We start from the raw sequence: 25,617 nt of genomic DNA, 5'->3' as shown, positions 1-25,617 counted from the left end.
AAACGGCGTATCTTTACCAAATCTGCAGATGGAATTGCAACTGCACTCCGCTCCGATCCTGCACTCCTGTTCGAACTCTCTCTAGCAAAGTGAGGACTTGGGAACTCGTAGCACCAGTGCTAGCAATGATGAAATTGGGGTAGGTGGAACTCATCCGGACCGCTCCCTCGGAGACGCCCGACAAACCGGCTTGCTGGACGAGATCCGCAGCCTGGTTTCCAACGGGATCGATGAAGGCGAGGGCCGTTCGCTCAGGAAAACTCGGCTGCTTGCGACGCTTGAGAATCCAGAAGGTTTGCTCCCGTTTGGTGAGGGCAGCAGGGTCGCCCGGGGTCAGTGCGAACGTGACTTCGACGAGCGCGATTCCGTCCATCCCACTGGCCCGGTGGGTCAACGCTAGTTCCTCGGCTTTGGCGTCGATAATCGAGCCATCCTTGGTCAAAATCCGGGCCGAGTGAACGACTTGGCCGATCGCACCGTCCTCGGTCCCCGCGTTACCGCGAATCGCTCCTCCGACCGTGCCAGGAATGGCGACCAAGTGTTCCAGGCCCCCGAGGCCCTGCCCCACGGCGTAGGTGATCAAATGAGAAAGCTTGACGCCGCTGCCGCAGATGACCCGATCCCCGTCGCGGCGGATGCCGGTAAAGACGGGAGAGCTGAAGGACAACGTTGCACCCGCTACCCCTGACTCGCGGACGAGCAGATTGGAACCCCCTCCCAAAACGCGAACAGGAATTCCTTGCTCCAGACAAATCGCGGTGATGGCAGCCAACTCGTCGATTTCGTTGGGTTCAACAAGGTACCGAGTGGGGCCGCCGATCTGAAGCCATGTAAAAGGGGCCAGCGATTGGTTCTCGCGGACGACGGACTGGAAGTCGCTAAAGGGATTCGCCATGGAAAAAATTCGTGGAGGTGGAAGTCCTTAAATCAATCAAGGCATCCACCCAAGTGAATGCCTCGAAAGATTGTTTTACCACGGCGGGAAAGGCTGACTAACGCCTCTTTGGAAGAATCTCGATCGCTTTTCCGATCAGCTCCTTCACACGCCTCTCGGTTTGCATGCCGGTTAAGGAAAATCGCTTCCAACCCTTATCGTCTTGGCAAAAGACAACGATTTGTGGAAGGGTGTTCCCTTGCATGACCTGAGAAGCCAGCTCCGGCTGCGCGTCTTTGTCGACCTGCGTGTAGATGACCTCTTTGAGCTGTCCCGATTGGCTCATCGGGACGATCGTGTTCGACTTCATGGATTTGCAAGCCGCGCACCAATCGGCACCGACCAACACCACGAGCGGTTTCTTTTCGTCTTGAGCCTTCTTGTAGGCCACCTCATACGGAAGCGGCTGTTCCTTCGAGCTCGTGACTGCGGGCGCTGTGGACGAAGAGCCGTCCAAAAAAGCAAAAATCATCAATGCTGCAAAACGCAACATCGCGGACCCCTTTCCTTGGTAAGGACAAGTAACAATCTACGCTTGAGCCGCGAAATCCATTCCGCCGTCCACCCCATCCTCGGTTGGACGCGCTACAAGGTTTTCATGCCGGCACAACCTAAACCGCGAGGTCAAGGGAGTAGGATCAAAGGAATGACTAGTGTCAAACTTTGCGGGTTAGGCAATCTGCGCCGGCTCCGATAAGGCGAGCCAGTATAGGGCTCCACCTCGCTCGTGCAACTACTTGGAGCGGCCCGGTGAATGCTAGCATCGACATCGGGTTGATATCAGGTCGCGTCATTTGGTCGCATTCCCGCTTTTCGCGCCATCCAGGGGCTAGGAACCCGACAAAACCGCTAAAGTTTGGCACTCCCGTCACTTGCGCGACAACCTGACACCCCTCTTTTGGTGGGAGTTGATGCCACAAAGGAATGTGTTCTGATCGACGACAGTTGCGGAAAACTTTTTTTCCGGCGGTCCGATAAGGGGGGAATGCCGGCTCCCTGGCACGTCGTTAATCGGCTAATCGAGGTAGGTATTCCAAGAGGCTGCAGCCCGATATTGCTCCAAAAGAGCCTCGCCGGTTGCTGGGTCGAGGCACCCCGCCTCCACCCTCTCTTGAATTTTCGCAGCGAGCTGGCTCTGCAGCGTTTGCGCGTCGTAATGGGCGAAGCTCACCATGTCGCTGATTCGACTGCCGGGTACAATTTTGGCGATCCGGAACTGGTCCGCGCCGTCCATGATCACCTGGGCCTCGTTTGGAACCCCGAAGAGATTGTGGTAGGAACCCATCACTTCTTGGTAGGCACCGACGAGGAACAGACCGAGATAGTAGTCTTCGTTCTCTTTCCACTCCGGCAGTTCCAATGTTTCTTTGACATCCTTCAAGTCGACGAACTTGTCGATCTTTCCATCGGAATCACACGTCACATCGACGAGGGTTGCGAAGTCCAATCGGCTTTCGTGCAGGCGATGGATGGGGACGATCGGAAAGAGTTGTCCGATGGCCCACGAGTCGGGAGCCGAGCGGAAGAGGGAAAAATTGCAAAGGTATTTTGCGGCGAGTACCCGTTTGACTTCTTCGAATTCCTCATGCGGTACACGGGCTTGTTCGGATTCCTTTAGCGCTCGCGCGCAGACTTCCCAATAAAGGACCTCCCCCTTCGCTCGGTCTTCGAGCGAGATCAGCCCCAGATTGAACTGGGTGTGCAGTTCATCCTTGTGTTCGATCGCATCGTGGTAGTACTCGAGATAGTTCTTGCCATTGATGTCATCGCAAAGCCATTTCAGCTCGGTGATGACTTGTGGATCATCCTCGTCGATTTCCACTTCCGGCTGATCGTCGGCGAAGGTTTCGATTTCTTCGCGTATGGAGACGACGAGAATGGTGTGGTACGCGGTCATCATCCGCCCGCTCTCGGTGACCAGATTCGGGTGGGGGACTTCCTCTTCGTCGCAAACGGCTTGGATGGTGTAGACCACATCGTTTGCGAATTCCTGAACGGTGTAGTTCATCGACGATTCAAATCGTGTCTTGGAGCCGTCGTAGTCGACTCCAAGCCCGCCGCCAATGTCAAGGTATTCGATATCGAGTCCGAGTTGATGGATTTTGGCGTAAACGCGAGCCGCTTCCTTCATCGCATTCTTCACCCGCTTGATGTCGGTGATCTGAGAGCCGATGTGGAAGTGAAGCAATTTGAAATGACCTTCCCGCCCTGACTCTTTCAACAGCTTCACGCACTCCATGATCTCCGAGGTCGTTAGACCAAACTTCGCAGAGTCGCCACCCGAGCTCGCCCACTTACCGGATCCACGCGTGTAGAGCTTCACTCGCAGACCGATGGAAGGACAGACTCCTGTCTCGGCAGCGACTCGCAGGAGCATCTTCAGTTCGTTCAGCTTTTCGATGACGATCACGACACGTTTGCCGGCTTGCACACCCACGCATGCGAGACGGCAGAACGATTCGTCTTTGAAGCCGTTGCAGATAAGAAGTGTCTCGGGCATTTGTTCTTGGGCGATCCCAGCGTAGAGTTCCGCTTTCGATCCACATTCCAACCCGACGCGCAGTCGCCCGCTGTCCCTCAGGAACTCTTCGACCACCTCGCGGCGAGGATTGACCTTCATGGGAAAAACTGGGAAGTGTTTGCCGCGGTAATCGAATTGCTGGATCGCGTCTTTGTAAGCCGACGTCAAGATCTCGAGCTGATTGGAAAGGATCTGGGGAAAACGGAGCAGGATGGGCAATTGGAGCTTTTGTTCATGCACCAAGTGATCGAGAACTTTCTTCAAGTCGACCCAGCGATCGTCTTGATTGCTCGGGCGCGCGATCATGTTCCCTTGATCGTTGACATCGAAGTAGCCGGCGGACCAATTTTCAATTCCGTACATCGATTGGATGCGCTGCAAGACTTGTTCGTTCATCAACGATTGGCTTTCCGTATAGAGCACTGAAAGGGGGACACTGAAACAGGGACGGATATCAAAGCAACGAGAAGAGATCGGGCGGAGAGTCGGGGACGAGGTCGAACCCGATTCTAATGTTAGGACCGGTCGGGGATAGCGGGGGGGAGGAACTTCGCGAGCCCTCGCCAGGTTCGGTCGATGGCTCCTCGGTGCTCCGCCGCAGACGATTGGGCTCGCCTGCCAAGCTCCTGTCGCTGGGCGGAATCGACGAGAACTTGTTCTAGGAAGGAGGCCAAGTCGTCGGGATGTTGGAGCTGCACACAGGCTTCCTCTTTCAACAAGAGTTCGACGACATCTGCAAAGTTTTTGGTGTTGGGGCCAAAGCACGTTGCAACGCCGAACGCACACGGCTCGATCATGTTCTGTCCCCCGCGATCTCCAAAGCTGCCCCCGACGAAGGCGACATCAGATAGCCCCCACCACCATCTCAATTCACCGACGGTATCTCCCAAAAAGATTCGCCAATCGGCGGGTGGCTCGGTCGACTGGCACTCCGAGCGACGCGCCCAAGAAAATGGGGATTCGGCGACCTTCTGCGCGACTTCCTCGAATCGCTCGGGGTGTCTCGGTACCAAGAGAAGCTTCAGCTGCGGAAATCGCGGTGCAAGCTTCTGGAAAGCGCGGAGCACGAGCTCTTCCTCGGGATGCTGCGTACTGCCGGCTACCCAAAGAAACGTCTGCACTTGAGCCGCTGAGGGGGGAGGCGACAGACCGAGCAACCGCCGTCGGTCCAGAACTTCGGTCGCCATGCGATTCGGTTCGGCACCATCGAACTTCAGATTCCCGGTAACCTCCACGACTCCTGGGGGGGCGCCCAGCTGTGAAAAGCGCTCCGCGTATTGCTTCGTTTGAGCCCCAACCCAGTCGAGCGAACGGAACATGGGTTCGATCCAGCGGCGAATGCGGAGGTAGCCCCGGAAACTGTTTTCGCTGAGTCGGCCGTTGACCACGGCGATGGGGCAGTCCACTCGTTCGGCATGCCGAAGCCAATTGGGCCACAATTCTAACTCCATGAGTACAACCAGACTCGGTCGGATCCTTTTCCAGGCATTGGCGATCGCCCAGGTGAAGTCCAACGGCGCGAAGATGACTTGCTCGTCCGAAAACAACTGACGAGCCAACGTATAGCCACTATCGGTCGACGAGGAGATGATCAACTGCAGGTCGGGCCGCTCTTTTTTGAAGCGTGCCACGAGGGTGCGCAGCAGCTGGACTTCGCCGACACTGACCGCATGAAGCCAGACTCTGCCTGGAGAATCGGGGCTTTTGAGCGTGGTGGGATGATGGAGAGGAACCAAACCGAATAGCTTCTCCATCCAGCCGCGACGGTAACGGCCGTAACGAATGGCGCGATAAAGAATCCAAGGGCTGACGAAAAATAGAAACAACAGATAAAATAGATTGATGACGAGGTGCATGAGCGATTACCGTGCTGATTGCTTTCTCTGCTGCTGCGTCCGAAAAGATGCCCTTACCGGAAACGTTCCGTAAGTGGCACTTGTGCACATGCTCGATTGGAGAGTTAGATTTTTGATGACTTCTGACCTAAACGCCTCGGGGCCGGGCCAAGCGAACGAACCGGCCCACTCGGCGGTTCCTCCGAGGGGCGTGCCCAACCTAATCGCCCACTCCGTGACATTTGCCTTGATGCTCCTCTCGTTGATCATCGGTCTCGGGTTCTGGAGAGATTGGTTTTCGTCGGTCGATCGATTGGTTTGCACTATCTTCGTATTTCTGGGGCTTGCGATCGCGCTCTACCGTTGCGTATGGGATTCGGATCGTCCAGCTCGTCGCGTTGGTCCGATCGCATTTTGGTCGTTGGCTGGAGTGGTCCTTTTGATTTCCATGGTGTCAGGACGACCGAAACTGGCTGGAATTGCGATGGGGATGGCGGCGATCGGTTGGTTCTGCCACCAGATTCGGGGCGAGAGCCATTCCAATGCGATTGCTTTGGGGCTCGCGTTCATGATCCCTTCGTTGGTCGATGCCTGTAAGGATCGAGGGGCATTCGATGCTACGGAGTCGGTCGCTGTCGATGTTACCTCGGGGTTGGCGGACGCATTGTTGCAAAGTCATCTGCGAGTGGGCAACACCATTCAGTTCGGTCACGGGGTCGCGGACAAGTTTTCTTGTGAAGGCAATTGGGACAGCATCGTCACCTTCATGGGGATCAGCATGTTCTGCATCTATGCTTACCGCCGCAACTTCTTAAACGGACTCATCACCTTTTCTCTTTCGTTTATCGTGTGGATGGCGCTTCGTGGGGCAGCTTGGGTGACCCTATCTACCATGGCGACCTTTCAAGAGGAGTGGGTGGCGTGGAGCGTCGGCCTGGAAGTCTTCTTGTTCCTCATCGGCGCCTTGTTCATTGTCAGTTTGGATCAGTTCTTTGCGATGTTGCTGCAGCCGATCCCGTCTGAATTCATCAACCCGGATTTCCCGTTGGTTGCAACCTGTTGGAATTGGATTGTTGGATTGCCAAAACTGACCACCGCCGTCCCCGTCCGCGATTTTCAAGCGGATGAGATCGAGGAGGACTACTAATGGGAAGTCGCATTCGTCTCATCGTGGAAAACACCCAGTGGCTCGGCAGCGAGTTCCTCAAAATTTTCACGTCACCGGTCGGCATGGCTGGCAGTTTCCTCGACGCTGCTCGGGGCTGGAAATATTCCCGCAGTTGGATTCGATTCTGGTTCCATCTGCCAGCGTTTCTGATTGTTCTCATCGTCTATTTGATCTTTGGATTCTCCTTGTTCGAACGGGTAGACGCCAAAGTGCAACGATACGGGGTCGAAGGAGAAAAGAATCTACCGACCCGTGTCTTGGAACGGGCTGCTTACTCGCAGTTCCGGTTCATGAATCCGAAAGACCCCAAACAGGGAACGCCGATCAACGATCCCAACAGCATTCCGGACTTTGCCAAGAACTACAGCCGGTTGCTCGCGACGCGTATCTTGTCCTTTCAACCCAAGAACGCCCAAGCTAGCTATCGCCTCGCACTGCTCGAAAGCATCGATGGAGACCCCGCCGCGGCCAAATCGGTGATGGAGGATTTGGCGTCCGGCAAGTACGGTCCGTTTCGCCAGGCCAACGCATGGATGGCGTGCTGGATCATTCAAGCGAAGGAAGATCAGCAGGAAATCGACACAAAGGAGTTGGGGCGAAATCTCCAGATGGCTTGCGACTGGACCGAAGTCCCAGTCCAACTTATCGCCATCTACGCTCAAATCCTGGAACAGAATGGCTACACCCCGAGCGCCATCGCGATGGCAAAAGAAGCGGCGAAGAGGTTGCCAGAAATGAATCTGGAATTGGCTCGTCTCTACGGCCGTATCAAAAACGAAGAAGGCCTTCGAGAAGCGAGTTACGAAGTCGAAGAAGTGTTCGGTGCCCGACTCAATACGAGCAATGAACGCGACATCGATCGCTTGGCAATCGCTGAGGTGCGGTTCTTGACCGGGAAATACCCACAAGCCGTCGCGATCCTGCAAGAAGGCTTGGCTGGCAGCGACGTTCGACCTCAATTGGCCAGAGCGCTCTCATCGATCAAGATCTCGATCTTTGAAAAATCGATCGTGGAGAATCCTGATGGGACATTCACCGCCGATCTATCCCTGCTGGAATCGGCTGCGGATGCCGATCCAAACGATCCAAAGATTTCTGAACAGATTGCCAAGCTTCTACGCCGCAATATCAAGCCGTCGAAACGGATCGTAGACATTCTTCGAAAACAAATCGATGACGGGATCACGACCTCCGAAGCGCACAGCATGTTGGCCGATGGCTACTACATGCTGGGGAACGAAAAAGAGGCGATCAAGAACTGGGAACTTGCACTCTCCAAGAATCCGAACGACGCCTCGGCCTGCAACAATCTGGCATTATGCCTAGCCAAAGCGAGTCCTGAGAATGTGCCCAAGTCGCTCGAGTTGGTGGCCCACGCACAAAGCATCTCGCCGAACAATGCTGAAATTCTCGATACCTTTGGTGAGCTCCTCATGATGGCCGGACGGGCCAAAGAGGCGATCAATAAATTCGAGCAAGCGATCAAGCTTGACAGCGGTCGCATTGGGACTCGCAAGAAACTGATTGCAGCCTACGAGTCAGCAGGCTTGCCCGAGTTGGCAAAAGCCCAAGCGGAAATTGTCCAGTCGATGGAAGGTGAGCCTAAGTAGCCAACATCAGGTGACGTTGGCGAAAAGCGAGTCGAGATCGTCATTCGAAATATCTTGATGAAGATTGCTCAGTAGCTCGTTCAGCTTGCTGTCCAGCTTCGGTGCAGCTTGCTTGGCATCCGATTTCTTCTTCGGAGTGTTCGCGGCGAACAAAGCCGCGATGTCGTCGGCTCCCACCACATCGTCGCTGTTGGATGCCGCCGGGATGGGAGGTGCAGATGGCTCCTCAGGTTTAGGTGACGGATTTTTCTTTGGAGCGTTCGCAGCGAACAAAGCTGCGATGTCGTCGGCTCCCACCACATCGTCACTGTTGGAGGTCGTCGGGGTGGGAGGTGCAGGTGGCTCCTCAGGTTTAGGTGATGGATTCTTTTGGGGAGCGTTCGCGGCGAATAGGGCTGCGATGTCGTCGGCTCCCACCACATCGTCGCTGTTGGACGCCGCCGGGGCGGGAGGTGCAGATGGCTGCTCTGGTTTAGGTGAAGGATTTTTCTTCGGAGTGTTTGCGGCGAACAAAGCCGCGATGTCGTGGGAGTCGACGACATCGTTATTGGATTCTACGGTTGGTGCAGAAGTCGTTTCTTGTTTCTTTTTGTTGATTTGCGCGAAGAGCGCGGCAATGTCTTCGCTGCTTGCTACCGCTGACACGTCGGTCGTTTCCGGGGCGATTGTGTTCGCGTCGCTTGCATTCTCCTCCTCGGAGGTCGATTGCCCAGTTCGAGCTTCCAGATGCTCGTCGCTCGATTGGGCGTTCTCATCGTCTGGGGCGTTTTCCGGAGATTCATCATTCGAGGAAGCGTCGTTTTCCTGGGAGGCGATCGACGGGGAGCGACGGCGATCGCGTAATTGGGAATCGGATTCTCTGTTCGGATCGGTTCTGGACAGAGCAGGAACGGCAGTGGCGTGGTCGGACATCGGACGTTTGTTCGTCCAGGCCCCTTCGTATTCGGATACGCAACTGGCTCCGGATTCCAGCGCTTGAGACACCCCTTCATCGAGTCTGTCGAGCGACGAGGATAGCGACAGCCCTTCGTCCCCTAGCTCGACGATGCTTGCCACGCACGGGATCGGCGCGTGGGGAATCGAACTTGGTTCGGCTGGACTTTGGAGGGATTTCAGCAATGCCTCAAAGTCTTCGTGAGCTTCGGGTAGGGACCGTTCGAATTGGATAACGAGGAATCGATCGGGTTGGTAGCGGCCAATCAGGGCGGTTGATTCGTAGTGTTTGGCCAATTGTTCGCCAAGATCGCGCAGCGATTGTTCGACCCCCATCGCTCCTTTTTCACGCAGCAGATCCGAGTATCGATCGACGATGATCATGGTCAGCAACGAACCGTGGCGAGCTCGTTCGGGGAGCGAGAGCCATTCGTCGAGGAACGTGTCGAGGAACGATCGATTTCCAAGCTTGGTTAAACGATCTTCCCAACCCAAGACCGAGAGGGGCTCGTAAAGTTGGAATCGGTCGGCTGCAGGTTCGAGGGTCCCAACGCGTGATAGGGTCGCAATCCCTCGAAAGACGGTCGCTTGGCAGTGAGCACGGCGAGCCGTCTCCAGTCGACGGAGCGATTCGGCATCATCGGCTGAAGGGGGGGTAGGAGCCGATTTCTTCTTGTCCGGAAACGCCAATGCGAGCAGAAGCAACGCGGTGGTGATTTCCGCTGCCAAGCAGAGATTCTCGATAGTAATGAAACGGAGGAAATTCATCTTGCAGGGAATTGCAGGGCTGTCGATTCAGAAGAATTAAGATCGCGCTTGCGAACCCTAGGTTCTGATCGTGCGAGCGAGTTTCACAATCGATCGATGATCGTGAAAAGCGGATTGCATCCGGTATGTGCTAGCGATTGAAACGCTGGTAGCGATGGTAGCGAGTCGGCCGAATTTGACGATTCGATGCTTGACTTTTGCCCCTCGTCCCCTACCTTCAAACTAAATGAGCTATCGAGGATGGCAGCTCGCGACGACCAACTCAACGAGCAAGGAGTGAGTCCATGATTGACTCGGGATTTCAAGATGTGTTGGGGCAGGCGAAACGGATGTTGATGGAAAGTCCATTTTCGTCGCTTCGTAACTTGGAGCTCTCTCAAGCCGGAGAGCAAATGCGTCTTCGAGGCTCGGTCGATTCTTTTTACTTGAAGCAGCTAGCGCAAGAAACGGTTCGCTCTGCGACCCGAGGGATCGATGTGGTGAACGAAGTATCTGTCCAATCCAAGTGGAAATAGCGGACCACTTTAGACCGGCGCTGTCGAAGGTTACGCGCCAATGAAATCGCCATCGTCGTTGTACCGGACGAGCGCGAAGTAAAAGAAGTTCACGATCATCATGGGAATGACCGCCCAAAAAATCGGGCTAACAAATGCGATAAGCAATGCGGTAACAACCGTATAAGCCAACCATAGGTACCACGTCTGTTTGAGAAATTTCGCGTAGCGTTTCATAGGGAAGCCTGCTGTGGGACGGAGAGAATTTCGTGTCGGTTGGCATGCGGTCTTCGGTCTGGAATATACTCTACCTCTCGTAATCTAGATCTGCTACCGCTCCTCTCAGGCGATCGCGTGACAAGTTGACTCACTCGGTTTGCCGTCGAAACCAGAATTGATGACAGCTTTACTACGTGTCGCTTCGGGCCCTTCGGTCGGATGTATTGTCGGAGCGCTATTGTTGGCGAATGGGGTGCCGTTCGGGCCTGCCTATATTGCGGGGCTGGTCGCGTGGATGGCCTTCTGGTGGGTAACCGAAGCGGTTCCGATCGAAGTAACCGCATTGTTGCCGATCATTGTCATTCCTTTCTCAGGCATTTACGAACGCAATGCGTTAGGGGAGACGTGCGCTCCCTACGCAGACAAAAATGTCTTCTTCTTTCTGGGGGGATTCGGATTGGGGCTCGCCATCGAGCGGACCGACTTGCACCGCATCGGTGCACTCTATTTGTTACGAATTGCAGGGCGCAATGGTGCCAATGTCATCGGGGCGTTCATGTTGGCGACGGCGATGATCAGTATGTGGGTCAACAATACGGCGACGACGATGCTGATGCTCCCTCTCGCGATGAGTGCCATCGCCATCCAATCGGATCGTCGTTTTGCCGCCCCACTTCTGATCGGCATCGCCTTCGCCTCGAGCATCGGTGGGATGGCGACGCTGGTTGGCACCGCGCCGAATATCTTTTTCACCAGCTTCCTTGCAAAGGAGGGAAAGTCGATCGATTTTTTAGCGTGGGTGTACGTAGCAGGGCCCGTATCGGCTTTTCTTTTGGTCGGGGCGTGGATTTGGTTGGTTTACTTCCTTTTTCCGGTAAGGCGATTTCAAGTTGCGATACCTGAGGAGTGGTTGGACGAGTTTCGGGGCAGGCGATCGTTGAGCCGGGACCAATGGATAACGCTGGCGGTCTTTCTCTCTGCTGCGATGACTTGGATTCTCAAGGAGCCCATCCTGCGCATTGCCTCCGCTTCTGGATGGGATTCGGTGCACGCGGTTTTGCAAAGAGTTGAAGATCCTTGGGTGGCAATGGCCGCGTTGGTGACCTTGTTGTTGGTTCCATTTTCGAAACCGATTCTGGCTTGGAAGGATGTCGAAGGGGTCCCGTGGGGGGTGTTGATGTTGCTTGGGGGAGGGCTTTCGTTGGCGAAGGCGATTGAGGCTTCGTCGCTCGATCAGCGTATCGCTTCGGTAGCGGCCCACTTCGCAGGTCTTCACCCATGGATTGTTCTCACTTTGGTGGTGGCCATCGTCATCGCCATTTCGGAATTGGCGAGCAACTTGGCTACAGCTACTGCCCTCATTCCGATCCTTTCGGAAGCCGGGCCCGCGATGGGAATCGACCAGATATCGCTACTGACGGCAGTGGTTCTCGCGAGCAGTTGCGGATTCATGCTCCCCGTCGCGACACCTCCCAATACCTTGGTCTACTCCCAGAGGAAGTTTCCTGCGGGCGACATGATTCGGGCAGGGTTTGTCGTGAATCTACTTGCTATCCTCGCCATTCCGATCGCCGTCTTGCAATTGCGATTTCTGCTCGGGAACATCGGCCCCTAGTCTCCATGGACGGGATGCCAACGCCGCGTTCGCCGATCGATGGGGGGACTAGTGCGTTGGAGGCAAATGGCCTGCCTCGCGAAGCCATCCAATGGCGTCACCGATCGAGTCTTCGGTGGGGCGGGTGATGTAGCCTAAATGTTCGCGGGCCAAATGAGAGTCGTAGTAGTGAAATTGCTGTCCCATGCGAATCGCGGCGCTATTGAAATCGGACTCGCTGCGGCGAAAGAGATTGATGCCATCTGCCAAGATCGGGCTGATAGCCCGTGCAGGGCGGCGCATCGCAATGGCCGGCGGGCGGCTTCCCATTTGGGTTGCGATCCGGGTCCATAAATCGAAATAGGTAAGGTTGTGGCCTGCCAAGATAAAGCGACGTTCGGTGGCTCCGGTTTTGGCCAATCGCAACATCGCGGCGGCGACATCGCGAGGGTCGCAGACCGAGCAACCGCCCGAGGGAGCCCAGGGTTGAAAACGCTGCAGCGCGAGGACCATCCGGCCGCTGCTCAGTTGCCAATCGTAGGGGCCCAGCATGAAGCCTGGGAAAACGCTGTACCAATCGTCTCCTTGCTCGGCAGCTTGGTCGACGACTAGCTGCGCTGCGCGCTTGGAGAGGACATACGCGCAGGGAACTTGACCATCCCCGGTGCAACGTTCTGTTTTGGGTTTGTCTGCTTCGCCGATCGCGAGGGTGTTGACCGTCGAGACATAGACCCCTCGGATTTTGCGTTTGCGGGCCCAATTCACGATGGCTTGAGTGCCGTCCCGATTCACCTGCAGAGATTCGGCCTGTCGACGCCATCCGATATGGATGAGAGCGGCAGAGTGGATGACGCCATCGAATTCATGAGGAGCGAGTACCTCTTCCAAATCCATCTGGCCGATGTCTGCTTGCACATGCCGGGCACCCAGTCCCTTGAGGGACGGGTGATTGGCGGACGATCGGGAGAGCGTTGTCACCTCGCAGCCTGCGGCGGCGGCCAAACGGGCGACATTGTTGCCGAGGAGCCCAGTGGCACCGGTAACCAACAATCTCACGGGGGTCTCCTTTCTAGTGGGCAGCTTGGGGGGCGGTTCAGTGGGTTGTATCAGCTGAGGAGGGGGGAAGCAAAGATCGAGATCCTTTTCCGTTTCTCCTGCCGATCCAGTGGAAGTTTCGCTGGGCGGAGAGGGCAAACGGAGAAGCCTCCACGCCGATCTGCCGGCTTAGCGTTTGAGGCGTCCAGGGCGCTTGGGCGAAGCCTCTGCCTTGCCGCCGGAGAGCGGGGACTGGGGCGTCCCGACAAGACCCGAGCTAGTGCAGTGCAAGGCTCCCGCTACGCCTGAGCTAGCGGAGTGCCATTTTTAGCGGATCTTTTCAAAATTTCCAAAAAAGCCGTTGGGTTGGCCTATCTTAACAAGTGCCGATCGCTACACTAGCGGCGTGGACGTCGGCTCGGTTTATATAGAGGTGGTCGGATCAAGCAGGGTTTGCTGTTCGGGTCACCGTTCTGCGCGCAGAAGGGGGAATGAATTGTACGGATATCCAATTTCGTTTGTTCATTCCACAGCAGATTTCCCCTTTTTCTCTTGCGAGCCTACCGGGTCGAGCGACTCGGTGATGTGCGAATCTTTCCCGGGGCACAGGAACCCGAGGGATATTTGTTGAGCCTGTTCGCCGGCATCCCCTCTCGCTGTCTTGTTTTGGCACTTACCCTTTAGCCCACTTCGAGAATCCATCTCCAATGGCAACTTCCTCCAAGCGACGATTGCAACCAACTTCTGTTCGTGTATTCGGATCGGGCAGAAGCCAGTTCCCGATTCCTAACTTGACCACATTGCAAACCGTTTCTTACGAAGCGTTTTTGCAAGAGGATATCCCATCGGACAAGCGAAAGAACCAAGGGTTGGAGTCGGTCTTTCGCGAAATTTTCCCGATCGAGAGCTACGACAAATCGGTCGCGCTCGAGTATCTCCGTTACGAGCTTGGCAAGCCCCGATACACTCCGGAAGAGTGTCGGCAGCTCCGCTTGACCTACGGCAAGCCCCTGAAGGCTTGGTTCCGTCTCAAGCGAGATCAGCCCCTCGAAGAAGAAGTTTATTTGGGTGACATTCCGATCATGCTCGGGGGTGGTGAGTTCATCATCAACGGTGCGGAGCGGGTTGTTGTCAGCCAGTTGCACCGATCTCCGGGAGTTGATTTCGTCGAAGAGGCTGAGGGGACAACCGACCGCAAATTGCCTTCTTTCCGCGTGATTCCCGAGCGTGGTAGCTGGATCGAAGTTAACGTGACCAAGAAGGATTCCCTCTCGGTGCGTATCGACCAGAGCGGAAAGTTTTCTGTGATGACGTTGCTGCGTGCGATGTCGCCCAAGTTGGGGACCGATCAAGAGTTGTTGCAGGCGTTTTACGAGATCACAACGGAAAAGATTTCCGGTAGTGCAAGCATCGCAGCCATTGAGAACAAGATCTCGGCGGACGATGTTGTCTTTCCGTCGGATCATGAACGAGCTGGGGAGATTGTGATCGAGGGGGGGCAGAAGATCGGTCGCACGACCGCAGAGATGATCTGCACGGTCGGTATCAAGAGCATCCAAGTGATGGAGTCTCCCAAGGTTCCTTATATTCTCAATTCGCTCGCGGAAGACAACACGTCGTCGCACGAAGAAGCATTGCTACGTATTTATCAACGGTTGCGACCGGGCAACCCTCCCGCCTTGGAAAAAGCGCGGACGCTCTTCCACGAAAAGTTCTTCGATATCAATCGATATCGGCTTGGTCGCGTAGGCCGTTTCCGTGTGAATCGCAAATTGAGCCTGAACGTTCCTGAAGACGAGATGGCGCTCCGTCCGGAGGATTTGGTAGCCTCGATCCGGTACTTGATCGATTTGTTCGATCCCGATTCGACGGCGCGATTCGACGACATCGATCACTTGGGGAATCGCCGTCTTCGAACGATTGACGAGTTGGCATGCGAAGAGTTGCGCAAGGGCTTTTTGAAGCTTCGACGGACCGTTCAAGAGCGTATGAGCTTGAAGGAAGTCGAAGACATGACCCCTCGCTCGTTGGTAAATCCAAAGAGTATCAGCGCTGCGATTGAGTATTTCTTCGGTCGTGGTGAGTTGTCGCAGGTCGTCGACCAGACCAATCCCTTGTCGCAGTTGACTCACGAGCGACGTTTGTCCGCGCTGGGCCCTGGTGGTTTGAATCGAAAGCGTGCGGGCTTTGAAGTCCGAGACGTTCACATTTCTCACTACGGCCGGATCTGTCCAATTGAGACACCGGAAGGTACCAACATCGGTTTGATCAGTTCGCTGTCGATCTATGCCGGCGTTGATGAGTACGGGTTCTTGGTCACTCCATATCGCAAGGTGGCTGGCGGGAAGGTGACCGACGAGGTCGTGTGGCTTCGTGCCGATGAAGAGTCGGATGCGTACATCGGCCCTGCCGACTTGGAAATCAAAGATGGTTCGCTGGTTAGCGGCCCCGGGTTGATCGCTCGCTATCGAAACGATTTCGAGATTGTGACCCCGGACGTGGTTCACTACATGGACATCGCGCCGAGCCAGATGATCGGTGTGTCGGCTGGTTTGATTCCGTTCTTGGAGCACGACGACGCCAACCGCGCACTGATGGGTTCGAACATGCAGCGGCAAGCGGTTCCGCTTTTGGTGGTCGAGCCCCCGATCGTTGGAACAGGATTGGAAAAGGAAGTCGCTGCCAACAGCGCGATGGTGGTTCGTGCTCGCCGCGCGGGCAAGGTAACGTATGTCGATTCGACTCGCATTGAGATCGGCAACGACATCTACCATATGAAAAAGTATCAAGGTCTCAATGAGCGGACTTGCTTGAACCAGCGTCCGATCGTCGGCTTGGGAGACAAGGTGGAGAAGGGGCAGATCATCGCCGACGGCGCATCGACCCACCTTGGTGAGTTGGCTCTGGGCCGTAACGTTTTGGTCGGCTTCATGTCCTTCGATGGTTACAACTACGAAGACGCGATCATCATCAGCGAAGAGTTGGTGAAGCAAGACGTTTACACTTCGATTCACATCGAAGAGTTCGATGTCGAGATCCGCGAAACCAAGCTTGGACGGGAAGAGTTCACACGCGACATTCCGAACGTGAGCGAGAAAGCGTTGCGGAACTTGGACGAGAGCGGCATTGTTCAGATCGGCACCTATGTCCGACCCGGCGATATTTTGGTGGGTAAGGTTTCGCCGAAGAGCAAGACCGAGTTAACCCCTGAAGAAAAGCTTCTTCATGCAATCTTCGGACGCGCCGGGGAAGACGTCAAGAACGATTCGCTCGAGGTGAGTTCGGGAGTGGAAGGGATCGTGATCGATACCCAGAAATTCTCGCGACGGATGAGTCTGTCGGAAGAAGAGCGAAAGGAATTCGAAAAGGAGCTCAAGCGGGTCGAGACCGAGGGGAACAAGGAGATCTCGACGTCGTTTGCTTCGTTCGCTGAGGAGTTGGAGAAAGCGATTGGTGGTAGACTCACCGATGACGACGGTACACCGCTCACGGGCGGGCAGGATCCGAAGTTCATTGCTGAAAAGGCGCAGACCTTCAATTTATCTCGATTGCTCAATCGATTGGATGCAGGGCTCCATGCGGAAGTCAAGAAGGTTTACAAGAACCTCTGGCCAGCCGTGGAAGAGGCGCTCGACATCCGCGATCGTCAGCTCAACAGCATGAAGCGAGGGGATGAGCTTCGCAGTGGCGTGTTGCAGATGGTAAAGGTCTACATCGCTACGAAGCGAGTGATCAGCGTCGGGGACAAGATGGCAGGTCGACACGGTAACAAGGGGGTTATCTCCAAGGTGTTGCCGGTCGAAGACATGCCGTTCCTTCCGGACGGGACGCCTCTTCAGATCATGCTCAATCCGCTCGGGGTTCCAAGCCGGATGAACGTGGGTCAGATTTTGGAAACTCACTTGGGTTGGGCTGGTGCGAAACTTGGATTCCAAGCCATCACTCCAGTCTTTGATGGAGCGAGCGAAGGGGACATCAACAAAGCCCTCGCGGAAGCAGGATTGCCTAGCCATGGAAAGATTCGTCTGCACGATGGTCGAACCGGGGAGCAGATGGAACAAGAGACCACGGTTGGCTACATCTACATGCTCAAGCTGCACCACTTGGTCGATGACAAGGTCCACGCTCGAAGCACAGGTCCTTACTCGTTGATCACCCAGCAACCGCTCGGTGGAAAAGCTCGATTCGGCGGACAGCGATTCGGGGAAATGGAAGTTTGGGCGCTCGAGGCATACGGAGCTGCCTACATCCTCCAAGAGCTCCTCACCGTCAAGAGCGACGACGTCGAGGGACGTACGAAGATCTACGAATCGATGGTCAAGGGTGAAAACACCTTGGAAGCCGGTACACCAGCTAGCTTCGACGTTTTGACCAACGAAATTCGAGGTCTCGCGTTGAACATGCGACTGGAAAAACGCCGCCTCTAACAACCCGTTGCACTTGAGAACTCCCTTCGGGGAGTTTCCGGGTGCACGCCCGTTAATCGAACACGATCGAGCTTTGTTACCCAAAGCTCGCACCAGAACAACGAACCGAACCACCAACATACCAGGCAACCCTTCGCAACCAGGTATCTCACGTCGAGAGATCGAGGATGTGAATGCAAGCGACCTTAGGAGTTTTTCGTAATGGCAAATGCTGAAGCCACCTACGATCGAGTTAATGACTACACTTCGGTCAAGATTTCGTTAGCGCGACCCCAAGACATTCGGTCTTGGTCGTTCGGCGAAGTCAAGAAGCCAGAAACCATCAACTACCGAACCTACCGACCGGAGAAGGATGGTCTTTTCTGCGAACGAATCTTCGGACCAGAAAAGGATTGGGAGTGCGCGTGCGGTAAGTATCGCGGCATGAAGTACAAGGGGATGATCTGCGATCGCTGCGGTGTGAAAGTGACTCACTCCCGCGTCCGTCGAAAGCGGATGGGACACATCGAGTTGGCAGCCCCGGTTGCGCACATTTGGTTCTTCAAAGCGATGCCCAGCCGATTGGGTAATTTGCTGGAGATGAAAACCACCAGTTTGGAGAAGGTGATTTATTTCCAGGACTACGTGGTGACCAACCCCGGCACAACCGAACTGGAACTGCAGCAACTGCTCACCGAGGAAGAATACCGGGCAGCCCGCGCACAACACGGCGACTCCTTCGAAGCCGACATGGGAGCGGAAGCCGTTCGCAAGCTTCTTCAAGCGTTGGACTTGGTCAAGCTGTCCGAAGACCTCCGCACGGAACTCTCGGAGACGAGCAGCAAGCAGCGCAAGAAGGATTTGATCAACCGATTGAAGTTGGTGGAATCGATTCGCGATAGTGAGAACCGCCCTGAGTGGATGGTTCTGGATGTGATCCCAGTCATTCCGCCCGATTTGCGACCATTGGTGCTTCTCGATAGCGGCAACTTCGCTACGTCCGACTTGAACGACCTCTATCGCCGGATCATCAACCGGAACAACCGGCTGCGGAAGCTGGTCGATTTGAACGCTCCAGAAGTCATCATTCGCAACGAAAAGCGTATGTTGCAGCAATCGGTCGATGCGCTTTTTGACAATGGACGATGCAAGCGACCTGTCTTGGGTAGCAGCAACCGCCCGCTCAAGAGCTTGACCGACATGATCAAGGGTAAGCAAGGCCGCTTCCGCGAGAACTTGCTCGGCAAACGCGTGGATTATTCGGCTCGCTCGGTTATCGTGGTGGGACCGCGGCTTCGATTGCACCAATGCGGCCTGCCTAAGAAGATTGCATTGGAGCTTTACCAGCCATTCATCATTCGCAAGCTGAAGGAGTTGGGACACGCCGACACCATCAAATCAGCCAAGAAGATGTTGGAACGCAAGGATGAAGAAGTTTGGGATATTCTCGAGCAAGTCATCCGAAACCACCCCGTGTTGCTCAACCGTGCACCTACGTTGCACCGGATGGGGATTCAAGCGTTTGAACCAACTCTCGTAGAAGGAAACGCGATCCATTTGCACCCGTTGGTTTGCAAAGGCTTCAACGCGGACTTCGACGGCGACCAGATGGCTGTTCACTTGCCCCTCTCGATTGAGGCGCAGGTCGAAGCGCACACGCTCATGATGAGCACGCACAACATCTTCGCTCCGAGCAACGGTAAGCCGATTATGAGTCCTTCCCAGGACACGGTTATGGGTTGTAACTACATCTCCGTGATGCTCCCCGATCAAAAGGGCGAGGGTATGGTCTTCGCCACAATGACCGAGGCGGAGTATGCGTTCCAGCAAGGAACGATTGCTCGACACGCGAAGGTTAAAGTTCGACTTCCTGCAAACCGGAAGTTGAAGACCGACGATCCAAATGCCAAGCCGGGCGCGATCATCGAAACTACCTTCGGACGGATCTTGTTCAACTCGATCCTTCCCGAAGGAATGGATTATTACAACATCTCCCTCAAGGGTAGTGACTTGGCTGCGGTTATCAGTGACTGCTACCAAAAGCTAGGTCGACGCGCGACGATCAAGCTGCTCGATGATATGAATCAACTTGGTTTCCGCGAGTCCACTCGATCCGGTCTCTCCTTCGGTGCAGACGATTTGTTAACACCGGAATCGAAGACCAAGCACATCGCCGACGCTGACAAGAAGGTGATGGCCTTCCAAAAGAACTACCTTAAGGGGGTGATGACAGCTCAAGAGCGTTACAACCAAGTCTTGGATGCTTGGACGGCAACTCGCGAGTTGATCACGAAGGACATGTTGCAGGCGATGGAGAACGACAACCATCGCGGAGGTTGGTATATCAATCCGGTCTTCTTGATGGCGTCCTCGGGTGCACGGGGTGGTATCGAGCAGATTCGTCAGCTGTGCGGTATGCGAGGTCTGATGGCAAAGCCGACCGGCGAAATCATCGAGACGCCGATCAAATCGAACTTCCGAGAAGGGTTAGGTGTACTGGAGTACTTCAGCTCGACGCACGGTGCTCGAAAAGGTTTGGCCGATACGGCTCTTAAGACGGCGGACTCGGGTTACCTGACTCGTAAACTAGCCGACGTCGCGCAAAACGTCGTTATCACTTTGCACGACTGCGGTACCACCCAAGGAATTACCAAGGGAACGATTTACCGCGGCGAGAAGGTGGAAGTTCGTTTGGCGGATTCGATCATCGGGCGGGTCAGCCGCCAGAATATCGTCAACTTGGTCACTTCCGAAGTGATCGTTGAAGAAAACGAGATGATCACGCGAGACATCGCACGCAAGATCGAAGAAATGGGCTTGGAAAAGATCCAAGTTCGATCGCCGATGACTTGCGATGCGCCGCTCGGTGTCTGCCGACTTTGCTATGGGATGGACATGAGCACTGGTTCGCTCGTCGAGGAAGGAATGGCGGTCGGTATTATCGCTGCACAGAGTATCGGTGAGCCCGGTACGCAGTTGACGATGCGTACGTTCCACCAAGGTGGTGCGGCGAACACGAGCATGGAAGAAAGCGATATCAAGGCGAAGAAGACCGGTATCGTCAAGTTCATGAAGATGCGGTACGTGACGAACGACGAAGGGCACGATGTGGTCCTGACTCGAAATTGCGAGATCGCGATCGTCGACCCCCGTGGACGTGAATTGGAACGCTATGACGTTCCCTCGGGTGCTCGATTGTTGGTGAAGGAAGATTCGAACGTCGAAAAGGGACAACCTCTTTGCGAATGGAACCCGCACAAGATTCCTATCTTCTCCACCGCCGGCGGTAAGATCGCCTTCGTCGATATCATTGAAGGGGAAACCCTCAAGCTGGAGAAGGATCCGAGCGGTAACTTCCAACGCCGCATTATGGATTCGCGGGGCAAGTACCATCCGCAGCTCATGATCGAGGACTCAGAAGGCAAAGCTCTCGACGTGCACTACCTGCCCGAAAAGGCAGTTATCACTTGCACCGAAGGCTCCTTTGTCAATCCAGGTACCGAAATCGCGGAAATGCCGCGGGAAGCGACCGGGGTTAAGGACATCACGGGTGGTCTCCCTCGCGTAACGGAAATCTTCGAGGCTCGCAAACCCAAGGATCCGGCGGTTGTTGCCGAATTGGATGGGACAGTCGAGATTTCGAAGGATCGGAAACGCGGAAAGCGTTCGATCGTTGTCCGAAGCGAAAGCGGAGAAGAAGTCGAACACTTGGTACCACCGGGCAAGCGATTCCTGGTTCACTCCGGGGACATCGTTCGAGCTGGACAAGCTCTTGTAGAAGGACCGATGGTTCCGCACGATATCCTTCGCGTGAGCGGGGAAGAAGCGGTCCAACAATACTTGGTCCACGAAGTGCAACAGGTGTATCGTCTGCAACGTGTGGAAATCAACGACAAGCATATCGAGATCATCATCACTCGAATGCTTCGGAAGATGAAGATCACGAACGCAGGGGATACCAGCCTCCTGTCCGGATTGGTCATGGACCGGTTCGAATTCAAGCGGGTCAATGATCAACTGGCGAAGTGCGTCAAGATTACCGATCCGGGCGATACCGAGTTTGCACTCGGCGCGATCGTGCCTCGCGATGCTTTCGAAGCGTCCAATGCGCAGTGCGAAGGATTGGGTGGCAAACCCGCTAAGGGCAAGAAGCCTAAGCCCGCGAACGGCGAAGTCCAGTTGCTCGGTATCACCAAGGCTGCGGTGCAAAGCAATAGCTTCATCTCGGCAGCCAGCTTCCAGGAAACGACCAAGGTTCTCACCGAGGCGGCACTGGCAGGCAAGGTGGATCGATTGGTCGGTCTGAAGGAGAATGTGATTCTCGGTCACTTGATTCCTGCTGGGACGGGCTTCCGCGTCTTCCAAGACTCCGAAGTTAGCTACCGCAAGGAAGCTCTCGAAGACTTGGTCAACCGCGGTACTGCTGCGGCAGAAGAATCGTTCCCGCTCCTCAATCAAGCACCGCGACCCGCGGAATCCTTTGCTCCACCAGCAGAGGAAGCGAGCGACGGTCCTGGTCTGGACGCATCGGCAATCGATTCCGGTAGCACCAGCGAAGAGTAGTCCCCGATGGGTGGACAGGTGCTCGATGTAACAAGGGTTTGGGCGGCGTTCAACACCGCCCAAACCCTAAAATTTGTTGCTCTCGAGCTGCTCGTTTAGGCGCCTAGATCCGAAGAGAGTTGCGCGACAAGCCGCAGAGCTCGCAAAAGGGATGATGGAATGAGGTGTTGGGTTTGGGAAGGTGGATTGCTTAGATCGCTGGCTACGTAATCACCAACTCGGCATTTGCCGTCCAATTCTTACCTCCCACCTTCCGCCTGCGCTTCCCGTTGCGTCTTAGCGCCGTTGCGAGAAACTTCTTGACTGAGATCCGAAGAGGGTTGCGCGCCAAGGCGCAAAGCTCGCAAAGGGATGATGGAATGAGGTGTTGGGTTTAGGAAGGTGGATTGCTTAGATCGCTAGCTACATAATCACCCGCTCGGCATTCGCAGTCCAATTCTTGCCTCCCACCTTCCGCCTGCGCTTCCCGTTGCGTCTTAGCGCCGTTGCGAGAAACTTCTTGACTGAAATGATCCGAAGAGAGTTGCGTGCCAAGGCGCAAAGCTCGCAAAGGGATGATGGAATGAGGTATAGCGCAGTCCAATTCTTGCCCCCCACCTTCCGCCTGCGCTTCCCGTTGCGTCTTAGCGCCTTTGCGAGAAACTTCTTGACTGAGATCCGAAGAGGGTTGCGCGCCAAGGCGCAAAGCTCGCAAAGGGATGATGGAATGAGGTGTTGGGTTTAGGAAGGTGGATTGCTTAGATCGCTGGCTACGTAATCACCAACTCGGCATTCGCCGTCCAATTCTTGCCTCCCACCTTCCGCCTGCACTTCCCGTTGCGTCTTTGCGCCGTTGCGAGAAACTTCTTGACTGAAATGATCCGAAGGTTGCGCGCCAAGGCGCAAAGCTCGCAATGGGATGATGGAATGAGGTATAGCGCCGTCCAATTCTTGCCCCCCACCTTCCGCCTGCGCTTCCCGTTGCGTCTAAGCGCCTTTGCGAGAGACTTCTTAACTGAAATCGATCCGAAGAGAGTGGCGCGCGAAGGGCACAGGGTTCTCGATCGAGTCGGTACTACGGTGAGACCGAATCGGAGGTGTCGCCCGCCGGTTTGAGTACGGAGTTTCGTAGCTGAAGGAGAATACCTAGACCGATAAAAGCAAACGCTGCTACGAATAGGAGGGCGCGGTTCGCGTCGTGGAAAGGAAGGATTTTGTGGCGACCTTCGGGCGTGGTGACCAACCCGACTAGCAATCCATAAAGGATGGCGGTTGCAACGACACCCAGGAGTCCGCCGACAACGAGGTTGATTGCGTTCTTCATGTTGTTGCTGGCCAATCCCACACTAACTCCAGCGGCAACACCCAGCACGGCCAGCATCAATACCCACCGAACCACGATGTAGACCATCGGATCGGATATTTCAAACGACGGATTCAATTCGATCCAATGACCAAGCCAACCTGCAACAGCTCCCGCGATCGCTCCAATCCCTAAACCAATCGCTGCACCGATCCCTCTTTGGGATGCCGAGGGAGCGGAACCGACCAGCAAAGCGAGGGCTCCGCATAGGATCCCTCCGGTTATGGCAAACGCGATCAGATCGCTGGCAAGTGTCGCCGAAGCGAGTTCGGCTTGTTGTGCCGGCGTGACCATGATCGATTTTTGAGCCTCTTCCGATGCCAGAACAAATGGATACGTGAAGTGAAGCAAAGCGGTCAGTAGAGCGGCAAAGAGCGGGGCGGCGATCAGGATGAAGAGGACTTTTCGTGGCATGGTAGGTACCAGGTAAAAGAATGGAAAGGAAAGCGGAACGAAGATGCTTGGAATAAAAGCAAATCAACGTAGGGCGATTAGAGCAGAATACTGAAAATCTGGCTACGGAGACGGCGGCGCCGCTAAGGGGAGCTAATGGAGTGGAATGGGGGAGAAAACGTGATTGGCCGTCATTGCAAGACGGCGACTTCTCGTTAACGTAAACTACGAACGGTGTTTGAAATCAAGTCGCAACCTTGCACGGCGCGTCACGCATGAAACAGAATGGCAATCCTGGCCGCGATTCCATGGGCAGTTGGAAATCCGACTTGGCGGGAATTCGCTGGCCCCAGTTAACCGCTTGCGCACTCATCGCGTCTTTGTTGGTGCTGGGGATATACGTTCTCCTCAATCCGCTGGAAGACGATCCGGAACTCATGGAGAGGCTTCTGCGAGAGCAGCGAGACGCGGGCAAAGCCAGCGCGACGGCAAATAACGGAAACGCCCAGGTGATGAACGGTGCAGACTCGCTGGGGAGCTTGGAACCAACCCTGACTTTCCCGGGACCAGATGGGAGGCTGGGGGCGGCAGAGCTCCAGGCGTATCTCGGAGAGGTGGCGGAAACGTTGACGACCGAAATGGCGAGCGACTCGGCAGCGCTCCATATCGCGGCGATGATTTATGCAGAGCTTCGACAAACGCAAACCGCCGAAGGATTATGGCGTCAATGTTTGGAACAGTCTGCGGTGGAGATGGGGCCGGTAGTGGGTCTGGCGGGTTTGTTGGTCGATCAAGGAAAAACGGAGGAAGCGATCGAGATTCTGGAGCGGGCACGCACCAGTGAAAAGTCGACTGCGGAGTATTTCCAAAAACTATCCGATGCCTACACGAAGGTCGGGAGTCTTGAGTCGGCAGAGGAGGTTGCCAAGCTGGGAGTTCGCAAATTTCCAAACGTTGCCGCCTTGTGGTACGAGTTGGGGGTGATCGAGAGCCAATTGCGAAAGAACGGGCAGGCGGAGAGTTCGCTTCGTCGCGCCATGGACCTGGGGGATCGGTCGCGTGGAACCGTCAACGCGCTGGTGACAATCCTCAATCGCGTTGGTAAGACCGAAGAAGCTCAGGAACTGTCGAAAAGCGTCCAGCCGATAGCTGGGGAAAAGCCCGAGTCGAGCGATGCGCAGGCAAGTTCGGACAGACAGGGGAGCGATGCCACTTTCTCTGAGTCGTATGCCGAGGTTCTCCGAAACTTGGCCGTTCCACTATTGAGAAATGCGTCGTCGGTCGCCGCAGCCAACAAAAAACTGGAGCACGCCGAGAAATGGCTTATACAAGCCTTGGCCGAAGAGCCCACCAACGGAGAGATCTATATGGATCTGTCCTCCATTTTGCGAACCGATCGGAAGTGGGGGGACGCGGTCATCCTGCATCAAAAGTTGCTCGACATTCAGCCGACCAACATTCTCAACTACATGAATTTGGCGAGCGTTGCGACCCAAGCTCAAAGGCCAGAATTGGCGGAGCAAGTGCTTGCGGATGCGACGAAGCGATTCCCCGACGTTGCCTATTTGTACGGAGAGAGAGCCAAGTTGGCATTGGTGAGGGGCAATGCAACGCTGTTTGAGCAACTCGCAACGAAGGCTTATGACTTGGAGCCGATGAATGTGGAGTGGACGTTGATGCTGGCCGTTGCAGCACGACAAAACGGCAATTCCGAAGAGATGAAGAAACTGATTCAGCGAGCCCATGATTTAGCACCTGGAGATCCACGTGTTCCGGATCCCAACACCAACGGTGCACCCTGA

The 25,617-nt window shown here is 55.3% G+C and carries 15 protein-coding genes; 7 read left to right on the top strand and 8 right to left on the bottom strand.

The annotated features are described in order from the left end of the window. Positions 1 to 13: 13 nt before the first annotated feature. From VN12_RS17260 to VN12_RS17245, 4 genes are all read right to left on the bottom strand, one after another. Positions 14 to 895 (bottom strand): UDP-N-acetylmuramate dehydrogenase, encoded by an 882-nt coding sequence (locus tag VN12_RS17260; protein WP_146678004.1) that lies wholly within the window; start codon positions 893 to 895, stop codon positions 14 to 16. Positions 896 to 992: 97 nt separating this feature from the next. After that, a complete protein-coding gene (locus VN12_RS17255; RefSeq protein WP_146678003.1) occupies positions 993 to 1,427 on the bottom strand; it encodes a thioredoxin family protein in 435 nt (144 codons plus the stop codon). 522 nt (positions 1,428 to 1,949) lie between these two features. Then, positions 1,950 to 3,851 carry a biosynthetic arginine decarboxylase gene (gene speA, locus VN12_RS17250; protein ID WP_146678002.1) on the bottom strand — a complete coding sequence of 634 codons (1,902 nt, stop codon included), beginning with the start codon at positions 3,849 to 3,851 and terminating at the stop codon, positions 1,950 to 1,952. A gap of 119 nt (positions 3,852 to 3,970) precedes the next feature. After that, positions 3,971 to 5,311, bottom strand: a complete 1,341-nt coding sequence (locus VN12_RS17245) for a 3-deoxy-D-manno-octulosonic acid transferase (RefSeq protein ID WP_146678001.1) — start codon at positions 5,309 to 5,311, stop codon at positions 3,971 to 3,973. 115 nt (positions 5,312 to 5,426) lie between these two features. On the opposite strand from VN12_RS17245, the gene VN12_RS17240 reads away from it, so the two are divergent. Both VN12_RS17240 and VN12_RS17235 read left to right on the top strand, forming a co-directional pair. Continuing rightward, positions 5,427 to 6,437: a hypothetical protein gene (locus tag VN12_RS17240; protein WP_146678000.1), complete on the top strand. Its 1,011-nt coding sequence runs from the start codon at positions 5,427 to 5,429 to the stop codon at positions 6,435 to 6,437. Beyond that, the gene (locus VN12_RS17235) at positions 6,437 to 8,068 is read left to right on the top strand and encodes a tetratricopeptide repeat protein (protein WP_146677999.1); all 1,632 of its coding nucleotides are present in this window, start codon (positions 6,437 to 6,439) and stop codon (positions 8,066 to 8,068) included. The genes VN12_RS17240 and VN12_RS17235 overlap by 1 nt, the downstream gene beginning before the upstream one ends. A 6-nt stretch (positions 8,069 to 8,074) precedes the next feature. On the opposite strand, the gene VN12_RS17230 is transcribed toward VN12_RS17235, so the two are convergent. Next, a complete protein-coding gene (locus VN12_RS17230; protein ID WP_146677998.1) occupies positions 8,075 to 9,769 on the bottom strand; it encodes a GGDEF domain-containing protein in 1,695 nt (564 codons plus the stop codon). Positions 9,770 to 10,053: 284 nt separating this feature from the next. On the opposite strand from VN12_RS17230, the gene VN12_RS17225 reads away from it, so the two are divergent. Beyond that, positions 10,054 to 10,284 carry a BON domain-containing protein gene (locus VN12_RS17225; protein WP_146677997.1) on the top strand — a complete coding sequence of 77 codons (231 nt, stop codon included), beginning with the start codon at positions 10,054 to 10,056 and terminating at the stop codon, positions 10,282 to 10,284. Positions 10,285 to 10,314: 30 nt separating this feature from the next. On the opposite strand, the gene VN12_RS17220 is transcribed toward VN12_RS17225, so the two are convergent. Next, positions 10,315 to 10,500, bottom strand: a complete 186-nt coding sequence (locus VN12_RS17220; protein WP_146677996.1) for a hypothetical protein — start codon at positions 10,498 to 10,500, stop codon at positions 10,315 to 10,317. Between the two features lie 160 nt (positions 10,501 to 10,660). On the opposite strand from VN12_RS17220, the gene VN12_RS17215 reads away from it, so the two are divergent. Continuing rightward, entirely contained in the window at positions 10,661 to 12,097 is a 1,437-nt protein-coding gene (locus VN12_RS17215) for an SLC13 family permease (RefSeq protein WP_146677995.1), read from the top strand. A gap of 48 nt (positions 12,098 to 12,145) precedes the next feature. Here VN12_RS17215 and VN12_RS17210 read toward each other — a convergent pair whose 3' ends face one another. After that, complete coding sequence (locus VN12_RS17210; RefSeq protein WP_168164475.1) at positions 12,146 to 13,132, bottom strand: NAD-dependent epimerase/dehydratase family protein; 987 nt, start codon at positions 13,130 to 13,132, stop codon at positions 12,146 to 12,148. Between the two features lie 686 nt (positions 13,133 to 13,818). Between VN12_RS17210 and rpoB the strand changes: the two genes are divergently transcribed. Next, positions 13,819 to 17,538: a DNA-directed RNA polymerase subunit beta gene (rpoB, locus tag VN12_RS17205; protein ID WP_146677993.1), complete on the top strand. Its 3,720-nt coding sequence runs from the start codon at positions 13,819 to 13,821 to the stop codon at positions 17,536 to 17,538. Between the two features lie 201 nt (positions 17,539 to 17,739). After that, a complete protein-coding gene (gene rpoC / locus VN12_RS17200; RefSeq protein WP_146677992.1) occupies positions 17,740 to 22,080 on the top strand; it encodes a DNA-directed RNA polymerase subunit beta' in 4,341 nt (1,446 codons plus the stop codon). Between the two features lie 1,054 nt (positions 22,081 to 23,134). Here the strand turns inward: rpoC and VN12_RS17195 are convergent. Continuing rightward, a complete protein-coding gene (locus tag VN12_RS17195; RefSeq protein ID WP_146677991.1) occupies positions 23,135 to 23,836 on the bottom strand; it encodes a hypothetical protein in 702 nt (233 codons plus the stop codon). Between the two features lie 254 nt (positions 23,837 to 24,090). On the opposite strand from VN12_RS17195, the gene VN12_RS17190 reads away from it, so the two are divergent. Continuing rightward, positions 24,091 to 25,617, top strand: coding sequence for a tetratricopeptide repeat protein (locus VN12_RS17190; protein ID WP_146677990.1), 1,527 nt, complete (start codon positions 24,091 to 24,093; stop codon positions 25,615 to 25,617).

This window comes from Pirellula sp. SH-Sr6A (assembly GCF_001610875.1).
In the GTDB taxonomy this organism is placed as follows: Bacteria; Planctomycetota; Planctomycetia; order Pirellulales; family Pirellulaceae; genus JBKCUI01.
This window is presented reverse-complemented; position numbering and strand designations above follow the sequence as displayed.